Here is a 14,888-nt window from a genome sequence, read left to right as displayed (position 1 = left end):
AAAAACTCCGTCAGCCCAGCTTCTGGCCAGCCGAGCCCAGCGCCTGCGTAGCCTCGACCACCCGGGCAGCCATGCCCGCTTCAGCGGCCTTCAGGTAGCTGCGCGGGTCGTAGACCTTCTTGTTCCCGACCTCTCCATCAATCTTCAAAACACCGTCGTAGTTCTTGAAGAAGTGGTCCGCGATCGGGCGGGTGAACGCGTACTGCGTGTCGGTGTCCACGTTCATCTTCACCACGCCATACGAAACCGCCTCGCGGATTTCCTCCGGGAGGGAGCCCGAGCCGCCGTGGAAGACGAGATCGAACGGCTTCGAGCCGGCGTCCAGGCCGAGCTTCTTCGCGGCTGCTTCCTGGCCGCCCTTGAGGACGTCCGGGCGGAGCTTCACGTTGCCCGGCTTGTACACGCCGTGCACGTTGCCGAAGGTCGCGGCCAGCAGGTAGCGGCCCTTCTCCCCGGCGCCGAGCGCGTCGATCGTCTTCAGGAAGTCGCCCTCGGCGGTGTACAGCTTCTCGTTGATCTCCGCCTCGACGCCGTCTTCCTCGCCGCCGACCACGCCGATTTCGACCTCGAGGATGATCTTCGCCGCCGCGGCCTTGGCGAGCAGTTCCTGCGCGATCTCCAGGTTCTCGTCCAGGTCGATGGCCGAACCGTCCCACATGTGGGACTGGAACAGCGGCAGCCCGCCATTGCGGACGCGCTCGGCGGAGATCTCGATCAGCGGGCGGACGAAGCCGTCCAGCTTGTCCTTCGGGCAGTGGTCGGTGTGCAGCGCGACGTTGACGTCGTACTTCGCCGCGACCACCTGAGCGAACTCGGCCAGCGCGGTCGCGCCGACAACCATGTCCTTCACCTTCTGCCCGGACGCGAACTCCGCGCCGCCGGTGGAGAACTGGATGATCCCGTCGCTCTCCGCCTCGGCGAACCCGCGGATCGCGGCGTTCACGGTTTCCGACGAGGTCACGTTGATGGCCGGGTAGGCGAACTCGTTCGCCTTCGCCCGGTCGAGCATCTCCGCGTACACCTCGGGGGTGGCGATGGGCATCGGTTCCTCCTCGAGACGACTGGCTTCTACAGCGGCATCGTACGAGGTGGACCGGCCGCGCCGACCGGTCCTACCTCACACGAGACGAAACCGACTGGAGCGATTCAGAGCAACTCCGCCGCGATGGCCCGGTAGGCGGGGAACGGATCGTCGTCCAGCGACTGCACGCTGACGTGGTCCGCCCCCGCGTCGAGGTGCGCCTGCAGGCCCTTGGCCAGCGCTTTTCCGTCCCCGTGGACCGCGAGCGCGTCGATCAGGCGGTCGCTGCCCTTCCCGGCGATGTCCTCCTCGGAGAAGCCGTACTTGCGCAGGTTCGCGGTGTAGTTGGACAACCCGAGGTAGAACTGCACGGTCTTGCGGCCGGTCTCGCGCGCCCGCTCCGGGTCGGTGTCGAAGACAACCTTCTGCTCGGGCGCGAGCAGTGCTCCGGTGCCGACGATCTCGCGCGCGGCCCGGGTGTGTTCCGGGGTGGTCAGGTACGGGTGCGCGGCGGCGGTGCGGTCGCGGGCGAGTTCGAGCACCTTCGGGCCGAGGGCGGCCAGCGCGCGCGACTCCTTGGGCACTCCGGCCGCGTCGAGCGCGTCCAGGTATTCGACCAGCGCCGCGTACGGCTTCTTGTACTCCTGCGTGTGCTCGCGGTGGCCCGCGCCGACGCCGAGCACGAACCGGCCCGGGTGCTTGTCCTCGATGCGGCGGAACGCCCGTGCGATGTCCTCGGGCGCGTCGGCCCAGATGTTCACGATGCCGGTGGCGACCTTGATCCGCTCGGTCGCGGCCAGCAGTTCGTCGACGATCGCCAGGTCGCCGCCGGGGGAACCGCCGAGCCAGACCGTGCCGTAGCCCAGTTTCTCCACCTCCGCGGCGAACGTGCCGTCCACCGCGGTCGACATCCGCCAAACGCCTAGCTTGCCCAGTTCGATAGCCATGTCCCGCCCAACGCGCGAGAACCCGGTTTTCCTCCCGCCCCGGCCGGATTAGGTTCGAAAGCATGACCAAGCTCGGTACTACGGAACTGGACATCCACGGCCTCAACCTCGGCTGCAACGTCTTCGGCAACACCGTGGACGAACCCGCGTCCTTCACTGTTCTCGACGCGTACACCGCGGCCGGCGGCAACTTCCTCGACACGGCCAACACCTACGGCGGCGGTGGCGGTTCCGAAACGATCATCGGCAACTGGTTCGCCAAGCGCGGCCGTCGCGACGACATCGTCCTCGCCACCAAGGTCGGCATGGGGGACCAGCGGCCCGGCCTTTCCGCGAAGAACATCGCCACGTCGGTCGAGGAATCGTTGCGGCGCCTGCAAACCGACCACATCGATCTGTACTACGCACACGTGGACGATCTCGACACTCCGCAAGAAGAAACCCTCGCCGCGTTCGACCAGCTCGTGCGCGACGGCAAGGTCCGCTACATCGCGGCGTCCAACTACGAACCGGACCGGCTCGCGTCCGCACTGTCCATTTCGGACCAGAACGGCCTCGCCCGGTACGCGGCCCTGCAACCGCATTACAACCTGGTCGAGCGCGACTACGAGCGGGAGCTGGCCCCGCTCGTCGCCCGCGAAAACCTGGTCACGCTGCCGTATTTCGGGCTGGCCAAGGGATTCCTCACCGGCAAGTACCGCTCGAAGGACGAGCCGGGCGACTCCCCGCGTGCTCCGCGGGCGCTGGAATACCTCGACGCCCGCGGCGAACGGGTGCTCGCCGCGCTGGACGACGTGGCCGCCGCGCACAACGCCTCGGTCGCCAGCGTCTCGCTCGCTTGGCTCCGTCAGCAGCCGACCGTCGCCGCGCCGATCGCCAGCGCGCGGACCCCGGAGCAGCTCGTTGACCTGCTCGCTTCGGTCGAGCTGGACCTGACCGACGCTGAACTCACCGCTTTGGGCGAAGCGTCGAACTGATACTTACCGAACAGTAGCTTACTGCGGGTAGGTTGTTGTACGGTGCCCTCCGGACAGGCAAAACCGGCTCAGGAGGGCACCGTGGCTCAGAAGCAGGTCGACGGCAAGGTCGTGCTCATCACCGGAGCCGCTCGCGGGATCGGAGCCGGCCTGGCCGAGCGGCTCGCCGCGCGCGGAGCCAAGGTCGCGCTCGTCGGGCTCGAAGCCGCCGAGCAGGAGGCGGTCGCCAAGCGGATCGGGCCGAGCGCCAAGTCCTGGGAAGCCGACGTGACCAGCTGGGACGACCTCGAACGCGTCACCGAGGGCGTGGTCGAGCACTTCGGCGGCATCGACATCGTCATCGCCAACGCGGGCATCGCGACCGCCGGTTTCGTGCGCTCGGTGGACCGCGCCGCGTTCGAGCGGGTGATCGAGGTCGACCTGCTCGGCGTGTGGCGCACGTTCCGCGTCACGCTCCCGCACGTGATCGAACGCCGCGGCTACCTGCTCGGCATTTCCTCGCTCGCCGCGATCACGCACGCGCCCGGCATGGCGAACTACGCCGCGGCGAAGGCGGGCGTCGAGGCGTTCTGCAACAGCCTCCGCGCGGAGGTCGCGCACCTCGGCGTGAAGGTCGGCGTCGCGCACCCGACCTGGATCCGCACCGACCTCGTCGAAAGCGCCGACGCGCACCCGGTGTTCGGCAAGCTGCGTTCCGGCATGCCCGGCCTGCTCGGCAAGACCTACCCGCTGGACGTGGCGCTCGACGACCTGGAGGCCGGGATTCTGCGCCGCGCCAGGACGATCCACGTGCCACGCTGGGTCGGCGGCCTGAAGCTGCTGCGCTCGTTCCTGCCGCCGATCGTCGAACTCGGCGCGCGGACCCGGGTGCCGGCGGCAGACCGGGCCGCGCTGAAGGACGTCGAGGAGCGCGGCGCGTTCGAGTCGTCGGTCAACGGCCACGGCGGGCGCGCGGCCACCAAGCGCAACTGAGGAGCGCCATGTCCCGTCGCGACCAGATCCGGATGACTCCGGACGAGGTGCAGGCCTACCTGGCCGAGCAGAAGGTCATCAACGTGGCCTCGGTCGGCCCGAAGGGCAGGCCGCACCTCACCGCCCTCTGGTACTACCCGCACGAGGGCGGGGTCGCGACGTGGACGTATGGCACCTCGCAGAAGGCGAAAAACCTGCGACGGCTGCCCGAGGCGACCGTGCTGATCGAAAGCGGCGACGCGTACGACCAGCTGCGCGGGCTTTCGTTCGAGGCCGATGTCGAGTTCGTCGAAGACACCGACCAGGTCACGGCGATGGGGATCGCGCTGATGATGCGCTACTCCGGAGCCGAGCCAGGCGCGCCGGTGCCCGACGAGCTGCGGACCTTCATCGAACGGCAGGCCCCGAAGCGGCTCGGGCTGATCCTGCGTCCGACGAAGATCGCGAGCTGGGACCACTCGAAACTCGGCGGCACCTACTAAGGCACCAGGGCGACAAAGCTCAGCCCAGAAGTACGTTCCGCCAGGTCAAGCGCGCTTTCCGGGTCGTCGAGGCCCACCTTCAGCAGCTCCACCGCGGAGAGGTCCAGCCCGCCTGAGCGGACCAAGTTCCACACCCTCGTCACCGTCTCGTCGTCGCTCATCCACGAGCCGCGCAAGGTCAGCCTGCGGTGCATGAAGTCGCTGTACGGAATGGTCAGGTCCTGGCGTACGCCACCGACGAGCACCAGCGTGCCGCGCACGCGCAGGCTGTCGTAGGCGGCCATCGTCGCGTCGGCCGTGGGCGTGGCACCTAGAGCGTCGAGGGCGATGTCCACCGGGCCGATCGCCGCCGCGTCCGTCGCGCGATCGCCGGTCAGCTGATGGGTACGCACGCGCGGACCGAGTTCGGCCAGCCGGTCGAGCGCGACCTTGTTGCGGCCCACCGCCGTCACCGTCGCCGCGCCTTCGGCCAGCGCCAGCATCACCGCCGCGCCGCCCATCTGGCCGGTCGCGCCGAGCACCGCGACATCGCGCCCGGCCAGCGGACCTGCCGTGCGCAGTCCCGCAGCGGCAACGCAAAGCCACGGCAGAAACGCCAGCCGCGCCGGGTCGGGGTAATTCTCGGCACCGGGCAGTTTGACCATGGTTTCCTTGGCGCACAACGCTTTCTCCGCGAAAGCACCGTCACGCCACACCTCCCGCATGCGGTCCGTGCGTTCGGTGCTGCCGGAAGCGCCGAGGCCGACCCAGCCGACCAGGATCTCGTCGCCGTCGCCCGCGTTGAGCAGCGCCGTGTCCAGCACGACGTCGCCGGGCGCGACATGGAAAACGTCCGGCGCTACGTCGGTCACGCGTCCGATGCAGGAAGGGCCAAGAATCAACGGGGTCAGCAGGCCGCCGCGCCCGCCCGTCACGACCGTTTTCGTGTACGCCGGGAGGTGCGCGGCGAGTACCTCCACAACCACGCCACCGCCCTGGAGAGAAGGCTCCGGAACTTCGGAAAGGCGCAGGTCGTCGTCTTGTGAAGCAACAGTCCAAGCTCGCATACGACAAGCCTCGCGCGCCGTTAAGCTGGTATCCAGAATCGCTTTATTCTGGTACTGGAGGTTCTAGGGTGAGCGTCGAACTGGGCACTTTCCTGCGCAGCCGCCGCGAGCGGATCGCCCCGGCCGACGCGGGCCTGCCGATCACCGGACGCCGCCGCACGCCCGGGCTGCGCCGCGAGGAATTGGCCCTGCTCGCCGGAATCAGCGCCACCTGGCTCACCTACCTCGAACAGGGCCGCGACGTCCGCCCGTCCGACCAGGTGCTCGACGCCTTGGCCCGCGCACTTCGGCTGACCAGCGCCGAGCAGGAACACCTACGCCGCCTCGCCGACGGCGGAAAAACCCCCGAGGACGCTCCCGAAGAGGCTGCGCCCGAGGTCGCGGGCGTCCCGGCGATGCTGGGCGACAACCCCGCGTACGTCACCGGAATCTGCTACGACCTGCTCGCCTACAACGACGCCGCCGCGGAGCTGTTCCGGAACATCGAACCGGGTTCCAACGTCGTCCGCTGGATGTTCACCGAGCCCGCCGCGCGCGAGGTCCTGGTCGACTGGGAGCAGGAGGCGCGCAACATCCTGGCCCGGCTGCGAGCGATCGCCGGACGGCATCCCGATCACCCGCGCGTGACCCGGCTGGTAGCCGAGCTGACCGAGGCGAGTCCCGAGGTGCGCGAGTGGTGGCCGCACTACGAAATCCAGTTCAGCCACGCAGGTCACAAGCGCTTTCGACACCCTCGGCTCGGCGTGGTCACCGCGTCGCACGCCGCGTTCCACGTGGCCGAGCGGCCGGAGCAGACACTGGTGGTCTACCGGCTGCCGAGTGGTACTGACGAGTAGGAAGTACTTTCAAGTAACTGTTACCTGAGGTAACATCAACGCTGCCAGACCCCCAGCGCAGCGGAGGCCGACAAGATGACCGAGCGGTTCAAGGTCGTGATCGTGGGCACCGGGTTTTCCGGGCTCGGCCAGGCGATCCAGCTCGAAAAAGCGGGCATCCGGGACTACGTGATCCTGGAGAAGGCCGACGAGGTCGGCGGCACCTGGCGGGACAACTCGTACCCGGGCTGCGCGTGCGACGTGCAGTCGCACATGTACTCGTTCTCCTACGCGCAGAACCCGGACTGGAGCCGGTCGTTCTCGCCGCAGCCGGAGATCTTCGACTACCTCAAGGGCGTCGCCGACAAGTACCGACTCCGCGACCGGATTCGCTTCGGCGTCGAGATCACCGGGGCGCACTGGGACGAGGGCGAACGCCGCTGGACGATCGAAACCAAGGGCGGCACGGAGTTTTCCGCGCAGTTCCTCGTCGCCGGTGTCGGCGGGCTGCACATCCCGCAGATCCCGAAACTGCCGGGAATCGCCAAGTTCAAGGGCCAGACCTGGCATTCGGCGCAGTGGAACCACGAGTTCGATCTGAAGGGCAAGCGGGTCGCGGTGGTCGGCACCGGCGCGAGCGCGGTGCAGTTCGTGCCGAAGATCGCGCCCGAGGTCGGCGAACTGACGCTGTTCCAGCGCACGCCGCCGTGGATCATGCCGAAACCGGACCACGCGATGCCAGGCTGGGCCAGGCAGTTGTTCAAGCGCGTGCCAGGCACGCAGCGGCTCTACCGCAACGCGTTGTACTGGATGCTCGAATCCCGCGCGATCGGGTTCAACGGCCATCCGAAACTCATGCAGGCCGCCGAGGTTCTCGCGCGCAGGCACATCGCGAAGGGCATCAAAGACCCCGCGCTGCGCCGGAAAGTCACGCCCGACTACACGATGGGCTGCAAACGCGTCCTGCTGTCGAACGACTATTTCCCCGCGCTGGACCGGCCGAACGTGGACGTCGTCACCGACGGTATCGCGGAGGTCCGCGCACACAGCATCGTCGACACCGCCGGCGTCGAGCACGAGGTCGACGCGATCATCTACGGCACCGGCTTCAAGGTGACCGACGCGCTGGAGTACCTCGACATCACCGGCGTCGACGGCCGCAATCTCGCGAAAACCTGGGCCACCGAAGGAATCCAGACGCACAAGGGCATCACCGTGTCCGGGTTCCCGAACCTGTTCTTCCTGCTCGGCCCGAACACCGCGCTCGGCCACAACTCCGTGGTGTTCATGATCGAATCGCAGTCCCGCTACGTGGTCGACGCGATCCGGCTGGCCGATTCGCGCGGTGCCGCGGCGCTCGACGTGCGGCCGTCGGTGCAGGACGAATTCCAGGAACAGATCCAGGACAAGCTCGTCAAGGGCGTGTGGACCCAGGGCGGCTGCAAGAGCTGGTACCTCGACGCGAAGGGCGTCAACCGGACCATCTGGCCGGGCTTCACCTGGCGGTACTGGCTGGAGACCCGCCGCGTCGAGCCGAGCGACTACGAACTGAGCGGCCGGTCATGAGTGCCGAGCACGAGCAGATCGTGCTCCACGCGCGAGACGTGGAGTTCGATTGGTCGAAGCTGCCGATGCACTGGATTCCCGGGCAGCCGCAAGCCACGCACAGCATCAACGTGCTGCATTTGGCGCTGCCCGAAGGCGAACGCTGGTTCGTCGAGGTGTTCAAGCAGGCCGTCCCGCTGATCCGCGACGAGCGGCTCAAGGAGGACGTGCTCGGGTTCATCGGCCAGGAGGCGATGCACGCCGAGGCACACGACGGCGCGGCGGAACATCTTGAGTCCGCCGGGGTTTCCGTGCGGCCCTACATCGCGCAGATGGAGTGGATGTTCCGGCGGCTGCTCGGCGACCGGCCCGGATCGAGCCGGGAGTGGCTGATCGAGCGGCTCGCGCTGGTCGCCGCGATCGAGCACTACACGGCGTTTCTCGGCCAGTGGATCCTCGACGCGAAGGAACTCGACGCGGCCGGAGCCGACGAGACGATGCTGGATCTCCTTCGGTGGCACGGTGCCGAGGAAGTCGAACACCGGTCGGTGGCCTACGACCTGTTCTGTCACCTCGACGGCCGTTACGGTCGGCGAGTGCGTTCGATGATCGTGGTGACGCCGGTGCTGGCGTGGGTTTTCCTTCGCGGGACGCGGTTCCTGATGAAGAACGACCCGACGCGCCCAGGCCGCACCAGCTGGCGGGCATACCGGCGCGCCGCCCGCCAGGGGCTGCTGCCGGGACCGCGCGAACTGCTGCATGAGATCCGGCCGTACTTCCGGAAGTCCTATCACCCCACCGAAACCGGCAACACCGACCAGGCGGTGGCGTACCTGGCGAGTTCGCCCGCGGCCAAGGCCGCCGACGCTCCGCGATGACCGCACCGCAGTTCCCGCCCCGGCTCGACGGCAGCGGCAAGCGCGACCGGCTGATGTCCACTTTGGTCGCCGTCACCGCGACCTACCGGCGGCTGGCGGAGATTTCCGGCCGACGGCGTCCTCCAGTGCAGGAGGTCGACCGGCGGCTGCCGCTGGTCGTCGACGCCGTGCGCACCGAGGCCGACGGTGTGGTGAGCCTGCGCCTGGTGCGGCCGGACGGAACTTCGCTGCCCACTTGGCGTCCAGGCGCGCATATCGATCTGCTGCTGCCTTCAGGGGAAGTGCGGCAATACTCGCTGTGCGGCTCGCCTTCCGACTTGTCGCACTACCGGATTGCCGTGCGACTCATCGGTTCCGCCTCCGCCGAGGTCCACGCGCTCACCGCCGGAACTCGCGTCACGGTACGCGGTCCGCGTAACGCTTTCCCGTTCGTCACCGCGCCCGCGTACCACTTCATCGCGGGCGGAATCGGGATCACGCCAATCCTGCCGATGGTGCACCGCGCGGAGGCGATCGGCGCGGATTGGCGGCTGGTCTACACCGGCCGCGACCGGGAGTCGATGCCGTTCCTCGACGAACTCCCGGCCGAGCGGGTCCGGATCCGGCCGGACAAAGAATTCGGCATGCCCGCGTCCGGCGCGGAACTGCTGGAGGAAATGCCCGCCGGCGCGTCGGTGTACTGCTGCGGCCCGGTGCCGATGATCACCGGCGTCCGCGTCGATCTGGCCCGCACGGGCAACGCCTCGGTCTATTTCGAACGGTTCTCGCCGCCGCCGATCGTGGACGGCGAGCCGTTCCAGGTGGTCTTGCGCCGCAGCGGACACACCCTCGACGTGCCCGCCGACCGCTCCACGCTCGACGTGGTGCGCGAGGTGCTGCCGGACGTGCCGTACTCGTGCCGGCAGGGCTTCTGCGGCACCTGCGAGGTGGCGGCCGAAGACGGCGGGCGCGTGCGGATCTGCGTCGACCGCGGGCCCGCCGTCCTGGAGCTTTAACCCTGGGCGGGGACCCAGTCGCCGAGCACCGGCTTGAACTCGCGGACGGTGCGCTCGGCCACGACGCCCTCGAGCGCGTACGGGTCGTTGTCGATCAGCTCGTTCAGCGCCGCCTCGTCCTCGGCCTGCCAGAGCACCAGCCCGCCGGAGTTGTCGGCGAGCGGACCCGCGACGGCCACGCGACCTGCCTCGACGTGCTCTTTCAGGTAGTCCCGGTGCCGCGGCCGGACGTCGGCCAGCTTCTCCTGGACGTAGCGGATTTCGACGAGGTACCAGGCCATGCGCTTACTCCCGGGGTGAACACGACGGTGACGCCGCAGACGCTACCGGTGACCGCCGGGCGGACGCACCATGCGAGCGGTGGCAGCGGAAGACCAACCCGATAGGCTAGGCGCGGGCGGAACCTGTGTGCACGCTGAGCCCATCGCGCGCCAATGGGCCTGCTGAGCGGACACGTCGAGGACAGGCGGGGATACATGCTGGAGGGGAACGCGGAACGCAGCGTCGAGGCGACCCTCGGCCACCTGCGGACCATGGACGGGCCGGTCCCGGCGCAGCCGCCGACCGCCCCGTTGAACCTGGAGGACCTCTACCGGCAGCACCGGATGCGGCTCGTGCGGCTCGCCATCCTGCTGGTCGACGAGCCCGCCACGGCCGAGGACGTCGTGCAGGAGGCCTTCACCGGACTGCACCGCAACTGGGGAAGGCTGCGCGACGCCGCGGCGGCCGTCGGCTACCTGCGCACCGCGGTGGTCAACGGATCGCGCAGCGTGCTGCGGCGGCGCAAGACCGCGCGCGAGTACGTGCCCCCGCACGCGGTGAACGCCCGGTCCGCGGAAAGCCTCGCGATGCTCTCCAGCGAGCACCAGGCCGTGGTCAACGCCCTGTCGAAGCTTCCGCCGCGCCAGCGCGAGGTGCTCGTGCTGCGCTACTACGGCGGGCTGAGCGAAGCGGAGATTTCGGAAGCCGCGGGCATTTCGAAGGGCACCGTGAAGTCAACCGCCAGCCGGGCGCTGGAGGCGTTGCAGAAGGCAATGCAGCCGCCCCAGTGACCTGGGCGGACCAATCTCGCGCTGGTCGGCCCTCTCTGGTCCAGACCAATATATGCTGGACCGCGTGAAGCACCCCGGAGACTTCGTCATCACGGGCGGCCGCGTCGTGGCCCCGGACCGCGTACTCGACGACGGCTGGCTCGCCGTGTCCGGCGGACAGATCGCCGCGGTAGGCACCGGCACGCCCCCGAGCAGCCCGGATGCCGCGACGGTCGACGTCGCCGGCGCGCTGGTCGTCCCCGGTTTCGTGGACACCCATTGCCACGGCGGCGGCGGTGCCTCGTTCTCGACGCTCGACCCGGACGAGATCCGCACCGCGGTCCGCGCCCACCGGCGGCACGGCACCACGACCATGCTCGCGAGCCTGGTCTCCGACCCGATCGACCTGCTCACCGAGCAGATCGCCGCCCTGCGCGAACTCGTCCAGGAGGGCGACCTCGCGGGCATCCATCTGGAAGGCCCGTTCATCTCGCGCGCCCGCTGCGGCGCCCACGATCCGGACACTCTGCGTGAACCGGACACCGGCACCGTCGAGAAGCTGCTGCGCGCCGGGCACGGCTCCATCCGGATGGTCACGCTCGCGCCGGAGCTGAACGGCGGCGTCAAGGCGGTCCGGCAGCTCGCGGAATCGGGCGTGATCGCCGCGATCGGCCACACCGACGGGGTCGCTGACCAGCTGGTTCCGGCCATCGACGCCGGCGCGACGGTCGCCACCCACCTGTTCAACGGCATGCGCCCGCTGCACCACCGCGAGCCGGGCCCGGTCGGCGTGCTGCTCGACGACGAGCGCGTGACCGTCGAGCTGATCTGCGACCTGGTCCACCTGCACCCGACGGTCGTGCGGCTGGCCGCGCAGCACGCGGGGCGCGGCCGGACGGTGCTGATCACCGACGCCATGTCGGCCACCGACGCCGCCGACGGCCGCTACACCCTCGGCAGGCTGGCGGTCGACGTCCACGACGGCGTCGCCACCCTGGACAACGGTTCCCTCGCCGGAAGCACGCTGACCATGGACAACGCCTTCCGCAACCTGGTGAAGGGTGCGAAACTCGACGTACTGGACGCCGTCCGGGCGACGTCGGCGCGACCGGCCGAACTGCTCGGCATCGCCGACCGCACCGGCGCACTGCGCCCCGGCCTCGCCGCGGACGCCGTGATCCTGGACGACGACCTGCGCCCGTCCCGGGTACTGCACCGGGGCGAATGGGTGGCCGAGGCGGGGCGGGCTACCTTGAGTACGTGACGAGCTAGCACTTCGACAGGCGGACGGAGCGGATGAGCGAGCCGAAAGACCCGGAACGGTTACTGGCCGACGCGCTGCGTGCACAAGCCGTCTTCGCTCCGCACGTCGTGGCGAACCCGGTCGAAGAGCAGGCCGAGTCCGGGACCGGTGCGCAAGGCGCGGTGCAGCCTGGCGCTTCCGGCACGGGTTCGTTCAGCGCGGCCGGCGGACCCGGCATTTCCGGCCCCGGTGCTCCCGGAACCGGCTCGTTCAACGCCGCTCCGGCTTCCGGCACCGGGTCCTTCGCTCAGACCGGCGCGCCGTCGCAGACCGGTCCGACCACCGAACTGCCGCCCAACTACGGGCTGTTGTCCGGCGCGGGCGCGGACTCGCTCGCCCGCGAACGCGCCGCCCTCGACGCGGCCGACCACACCTCGCCCGGCACGACCGGCTCGATCCCGCCGGTCGGGGCCAGCGACGAGACGGTCCGCCGTCCCGTGCAGGCAGCCCAGAGCGGCCCGCTACCCGCACATTGGGTGCTGTTGCTGGCCGTGCTGCTGGGACTGGCCGCCGGGTCCGTCATCGGCCTGCTGACGCTGATCTGAGGCCCGGATCCGCCTGGCTTGCCCGGACGGCCACTCCGGCAGGGCACTCCCGGGCCGAGTTCTTAACCCCGATCCCACACCGATGACCTGCGATTCCTTGCCCGATGAGGCCACCGTGAGTCACCCTGTACCGTTTTCGGTGTGATTCTCGCCCAGAACACAGTGACCACCATGTCCCTGCTGCCGTCGTGGCTGGACCCGCAGCATCTGCTGAACGGGCTGACGGCGCCCGTGATCGCCGTGCTGTGCTTGATCATCTTCATCGAGAGCAGCATCTTCCCGGTGTTGCCCGGCGACTCGCTGCTCTTCACCGCGGGCCTGTTCATCGCGAACGGCACGCTGAAGGCGCCGCTGTGGCTGGTGTGCGTGCTGGTCACGGTCGCGGCGCTGCTGGGCAACGTCGTGGGGTACTACCTCGGCTACTTCGTCGGGCCGAAGCTGTTCAGCAGGCCGGACTCGAAGTTCTTCAAGCAGGAGTACGTCGACAAGACGCACAGCTTCCTGGAGAAGCACGGTCCGAAGGCCGTCGTGCTGGCCCGGTTCGTGCCGTTCGTGCGGACGTTCATCACCTGGATCGCCGGCATCGGCCGGATGGACCCGAAGCGCTACTTCACGTACACGGTCATCGGCGGCATCCTCTGGGCCGCGGGCATCACCGTGCTGGGGTCGCTGCTGGGCAACATCGGCTTCATCCGGGACAACGTCGACGCGATCTTCGTCCTCATCGTGCTGGTGTCGGTGGTGCCGATCGCCATCGAGTACCTGAAGAGCCGCCGCGAGAAGAAGGCCCGCCCGGCCGACGATTCCGCCGACGTCACGCAGCAGATCCCGCGCGTGCGCGACTGAGCTTTTCTTGGCTGACCGAAGCGGCGTCCGGACTTTTCCGGACGCCGCTTCGTCGTTGCTGGGGTCAGTCAGTCATGGAAAACATCGAGCCCGGGTTGAAGAGGTTTTCCGGGTCAAGGGCTTGTTTGATCTGCCGGTGCACGCGGATCCCGACCGGGCCGATCTCGCGGGCGAGCCATTCGCGCTTGATCTTGCCGACGCCGTGCTCGCCGGTCACCGTGCCGCCGAGCGACAGTCCGACCTCGAGGATCTCGTCGAACGCCTGCTGGGCGCGCGCGAACTCGTCCTCGGAATCGGGCGCGTACACGATGGTCGGGTGCATGTTCCCGTCCCCGGCGTGGCCGACGACGGCGATCTTGAGCCCGACCTTCTCGCTGATCCGTTCGCAGCCGCGGATCAGTTCGGCGATCCGGGTGCGGGGCACGCTGACGTCGTCGGTGAGCCAGACGCCGTAGGTCTCCAGCGCGGTCAGCACGACGCGGCGGGCCTGCAGCAGCATCTTGCCCTCTTCGAGGTCGTCCGTGGCGTAGACGAGGTCCGCGCCGCAGTCAGTGCAGATCTGTTCGAGCAGCGCCAGCTCGCGCCGGGCCGCCTCACCGCCCGCGTCGGACTGGCCGAGCAGCAGCGCCTGACAGTCCGAGCCCGCCCCGAGGTCGGTGTTGAGGTAGGTCTCGGACGCCTTGATCGACGCCGCGTCCATGATCTCCAGCAGCGACGGCACGAGCCCCTCGCGCACCGCCCGCGCGACCGCTTCGCCCGCCGCCTCGGTGGTGTTGAACCCGGCGACAAAAGTGGCCGGGGCCTGCGGAAGCGGCCGCAGCGAGACGGTCGCCTGGGTGATGACGCCGAGCGTGCCCTCGCTGCCGATGAACAGCTTGGTCAGGTCGTACCCCGCGACGCCCTTCACCGTGCGGCGGCCGGTTTTCAGCAGCGATCCGTCCGCGAGCACGACTTCGAGGCCGAGCACCGAATCCGTGGTCACGCCGTATTTCACGCAGCAGAGGCCGCCGGCGTTGGTGGAGAGGTTTCCGCCGATGGTGCACCAGTCGTAGCTGGACGGGTCCGGCGGATAGAACAGGCCGTGCTTCTCGACGGCGGACCGGAAGTCGAGGTTGACTACGCCCGGCTGCACGACGGCGAGCCGGTTGCCCGCGTCGACCTCGACGATCTCGTTCAGCTTGGTCAGCGAAAGCACGACACAGCCGTCGATCGCGTTGGCCGCGCCGGAAAGCCCGCTGCCCGCCCCGCGCGGCACGATGGGGACTCTCGCTTCGGCACAAGCCCGGACAGTCGCCTGCACTCCCGCGGTATCCGCCGGAAGCACTACCGCCAGCGGTTTTCCCGAGGGAGCGAGCGGCATCATGTCGCGCGCGTAGGCGTCGGTGACGTCAGCGTCGGTGAGCACCGCGGCCGGGCCGAGGTCGTCCCGAAGCCGCTGGAGGAGGGCGTCGTTGCTCATTCCCGCATGGTAAACCGGGAAGTTCG

General features: G+C 68.9%; 16 protein-coding genes. 11 read left to right on the top strand and 5 right to left on the bottom strand.

What is annotated here, in order from left to right:
- Positions 1 to 10: 10 nt before the first annotated feature.
- Complete coding sequence (gene fbaA / locus AB5I40_RS28050; RefSeq protein WP_370933098.1) at positions 11 to 1,042, bottom strand: class II fructose-bisphosphate aldolase; 1,032 nt, start codon at positions 1,040 to 1,042, stop codon at positions 11 to 13.
- A gap of 104 nt (positions 1,043 to 1,146) precedes the next feature.
- The gene (locus AB5I40_RS28045; RefSeq protein WP_370933097.1) at positions 1,147 to 1,968 is read right to left on the bottom strand and encodes an LLM class F420-dependent oxidoreductase; all 822 of its coding nucleotides are present in this window, start codon (positions 1,966 to 1,968) and stop codon (positions 1,147 to 1,149) included.
- 62 nt (positions 1,969 to 2,030) lie between these two features.
- On the opposite strand from AB5I40_RS28045, the gene AB5I40_RS28040 reads away from it, so the two are divergent.
- The 3 genes from AB5I40_RS28040 to AB5I40_RS28030 all read left to right on the top strand — a co-directional run bounded on the left by AB5I40_RS28040 (position 2,031) and on the right by AB5I40_RS28030 (position 4,399).
- Positions 2,031 to 2,945 (top strand): aldo/keto reductase, encoded by a 915-nt coding sequence (locus AB5I40_RS28040; protein WP_370933095.1) that lies wholly within the window; start codon positions 2,031 to 2,033, stop codon positions 2,943 to 2,945.
- A gap of 81 nt (positions 2,946 to 3,026) precedes the next feature.
- On the top strand, positions 3,027 to 3,917 hold the full coding sequence (locus tag AB5I40_RS28035) for an SDR family oxidoreductase (protein WP_370933093.1): 891 nt from the start codon (positions 3,027 to 3,029) through the stop codon (positions 3,915 to 3,917).
- Between the two features lie 8 nt (positions 3,918 to 3,925).
- Positions 3,926 to 4,399 carry a pyridoxamine 5'-phosphate oxidase family protein gene (locus AB5I40_RS28030; RefSeq protein ID WP_370933092.1) on the top strand — a complete coding sequence of 158 codons (474 nt, stop codon included), beginning with the start codon at positions 3,926 to 3,928 and terminating at the stop codon, positions 4,397 to 4,399.
- Here the strand turns inward: AB5I40_RS28030 and AB5I40_RS28025 are convergent.
- On the bottom strand, positions 4,396 to 5,364 hold the full coding sequence (locus AB5I40_RS28025; RefSeq protein ID WP_370933090.1) for a zinc-binding dehydrogenase: 969 nt from the start codon (positions 5,362 to 5,364) through the stop codon (positions 4,396 to 4,398). The genes AB5I40_RS28030 and AB5I40_RS28025 overlap by 4 nt on opposite strands.
- A 149-nt stretch (positions 5,365 to 5,513) precedes the next feature.
- On the opposite strand from AB5I40_RS28025, the gene AB5I40_RS28020 reads away from it, so the two are divergent.
- The 4 genes from AB5I40_RS28020 (at position 5,514) to AB5I40_RS28005 (ending at position 9,678) form a co-directional block, all read left to right on the top strand.
- On the top strand, positions 5,514 to 6,281 hold the full coding sequence (locus tag AB5I40_RS28020; RefSeq protein WP_370933088.1) for a helix-turn-helix transcriptional regulator: 768 nt from the start codon (positions 5,514 to 5,516) through the stop codon (positions 6,279 to 6,281).
- Positions 6,282 to 6,356: 75 nt separating this feature from the next.
- On the top strand, positions 6,357 to 7,826 hold the full coding sequence (locus AB5I40_RS28015) for a flavin-containing monooxygenase (RefSeq protein WP_370933087.1): 1,470 nt from the start codon (positions 6,357 to 6,359) through the stop codon (positions 7,824 to 7,826).
- Complete coding sequence (locus AB5I40_RS28010) at positions 7,823 to 8,683, top strand: metal-dependent hydrolase (protein WP_370933085.1); 861 nt, start codon at positions 7,823 to 7,825, stop codon at positions 8,681 to 8,683. The genes AB5I40_RS28015 and AB5I40_RS28010 overlap by 4 nt, the downstream gene beginning before the upstream one ends.
- Positions 8,680 to 9,678, top strand: a complete 999-nt coding sequence (locus tag AB5I40_RS28005) for a 2Fe-2S iron-sulfur cluster-binding protein (RefSeq protein ID WP_370933083.1) — start codon at positions 8,680 to 8,682, stop codon at positions 9,676 to 9,678. The genes AB5I40_RS28010 and AB5I40_RS28005 overlap by 4 nt, the downstream gene beginning before the upstream one ends.
- On the opposite strand, the gene AB5I40_RS28000 is transcribed toward AB5I40_RS28005, so the two are convergent.
- Positions 9,675 to 9,959: a YciI family protein gene (locus AB5I40_RS28000; RefSeq protein WP_370933082.1), complete on the bottom strand. Its 285-nt coding sequence runs from the start codon at positions 9,957 to 9,959 to the stop codon at positions 9,675 to 9,677. The two genes, AB5I40_RS28005 and AB5I40_RS28000, sit on opposite strands and share 4 nt — an antisense overlap.
- A 195-nt stretch (positions 9,960 to 10,154) precedes the next feature.
- Here AB5I40_RS28000 and AB5I40_RS27995 point away from each other — a divergent pair, with 195 nt between their 5' ends.
- The 4 genes from AB5I40_RS27995 (at position 10,155) to AB5I40_RS27980 (ending at position 13,403) form a co-directional block, all read left to right on the top strand.
- Positions 10,155 to 10,730, top strand: a complete 576-nt coding sequence (locus tag AB5I40_RS27995) for a SigE family RNA polymerase sigma factor (RefSeq protein ID WP_051172562.1) — start codon at positions 10,155 to 10,157, stop codon at positions 10,728 to 10,730.
- Between the two features lie 52 nt (positions 10,731 to 10,782).
- Positions 10,783 to 11,973: an N-acetylglucosamine-6-phosphate deacetylase gene (gene nagA, locus AB5I40_RS27990; protein WP_344266539.1), complete on the top strand. Its 1,191-nt coding sequence runs from the start codon at positions 10,783 to 10,785 to the stop codon at positions 11,971 to 11,973.
- Between the two features lie 32 nt (positions 11,974 to 12,005).
- Positions 12,006 to 12,557 carry a hypothetical protein gene (locus tag AB5I40_RS27985; RefSeq protein WP_370933080.1) on the top strand — a complete coding sequence of 184 codons (552 nt, stop codon included), beginning with the start codon at positions 12,006 to 12,008 and terminating at the stop codon, positions 12,555 to 12,557.
- Between the two features lie 141 nt (positions 12,558 to 12,698).
- Positions 12,699 to 13,403 (top strand): DedA family protein, encoded by a 705-nt coding sequence (locus tag AB5I40_RS27980; RefSeq protein ID WP_370933078.1) that lies wholly within the window; start codon positions 12,699 to 12,701, stop codon positions 13,401 to 13,403.
- Positions 13,404 to 13,467: 64 nt separating this feature from the next.
- On the opposite strand, the gene AB5I40_RS27975 is transcribed toward AB5I40_RS27980, so the two are convergent.
- Positions 13,468 to 14,862, bottom strand: a complete 1,395-nt coding sequence (locus AB5I40_RS27975) for an FAD-binding oxidoreductase (RefSeq protein WP_182892825.1) — start codon at positions 14,860 to 14,862, stop codon at positions 13,468 to 13,470.
- Positions 14,863 to 14,888 lie beyond the last annotated feature (26 nt).

This window comes from Amycolatopsis sp. cg13 (genome assembly GCF_041346965.1).
GTDB lineage: Bacteria > Actinomycetota > Actinomycetes > Mycobacteriales > Pseudonocardiaceae > Amycolatopsis.
Note: the sequence above shows the minus strand (reverse complement) of the source record. Positions and strands in the feature narration are given on the sequence as shown.

Excerpts from the sequence above, each read along its gene's own strand:
- AB5I40_RS28040 (WP_370933095.1), top strand. The coding sequence starts at position 2,031 with ATGACCAAGCTCGGTACTACGGAACTGGACATCCACGGCCTCAACCTC.
- AB5I40_RS27985 (WP_370933080.1), top strand. The coding sequence starts at position 12,006 with ATGAGCGAGCCGAAAGACCCGGAACGGTTACTGGCCGACGCGCTGCGT.
- AB5I40_RS28015 (WP_370933087.1), top strand. The coding sequence starts at position 6,357 with ATGACCGAGCGGTTCAAGGTCGTGATCGTGGGCACCGGGTTTTCCGGG.
- AB5I40_RS28030 (WP_370933092.1), top strand. The coding sequence starts at position 3,926 with ATGTCCCGTCGCGACCAGATCCGGATGACTCCGGACGAGGTGCAGGCC.
- AB5I40_RS28005 (WP_370933083.1), top strand. The coding sequence starts at position 8,680 with ATGACCGCACCGCAGTTCCCGCCCCGGCTCGACGGCAGCGGCAAGCGC.
- fbaA (WP_370933098.1), bottom strand. The coding sequence starts at position 1,042 with ATGCCCATCGCCACCCCCGAGGTGTACGCGGAGATGCTCGACCGGGCG.
- nagA (WP_344266539.1), top strand. The coding sequence starts at position 10,783 with ATGCTGGACCGCGTGAAGCACCCCGGAGACTTCGTCATCACGGGCGGC.
- AB5I40_RS28010 (WP_370933085.1), top strand. The coding sequence starts at position 7,823 with ATGAGTGCCGAGCACGAGCAGATCGTGCTCCACGCGCGAGACGTGGAG.
- AB5I40_RS28045 (WP_370933097.1), bottom strand. The coding sequence starts at position 1,968 with ATGGCTATCGAACTGGGCAAGCTAGGCGTTTGGCGGATGTCGACCGCG.
- AB5I40_RS27975 (WP_182892825.1), bottom strand. The coding sequence starts at position 14,862 with ATGAGCAACGACGCCCTCCTCCAGCGGCTTCGGGACGACCTCGGCCCG.
- AB5I40_RS28000 (WP_370933082.1), bottom strand. The coding sequence starts at position 9,959 with ATGGCCTGGTACCTCGTCGAAATCCGCTACGTCCAGGAGAAGCTGGCC.
- AB5I40_RS27995 (WP_051172562.1), top strand. The coding sequence starts at position 10,155 with ATGCTGGAGGGGAACGCGGAACGCAGCGTCGAGGCGACCCTCGGCCAC.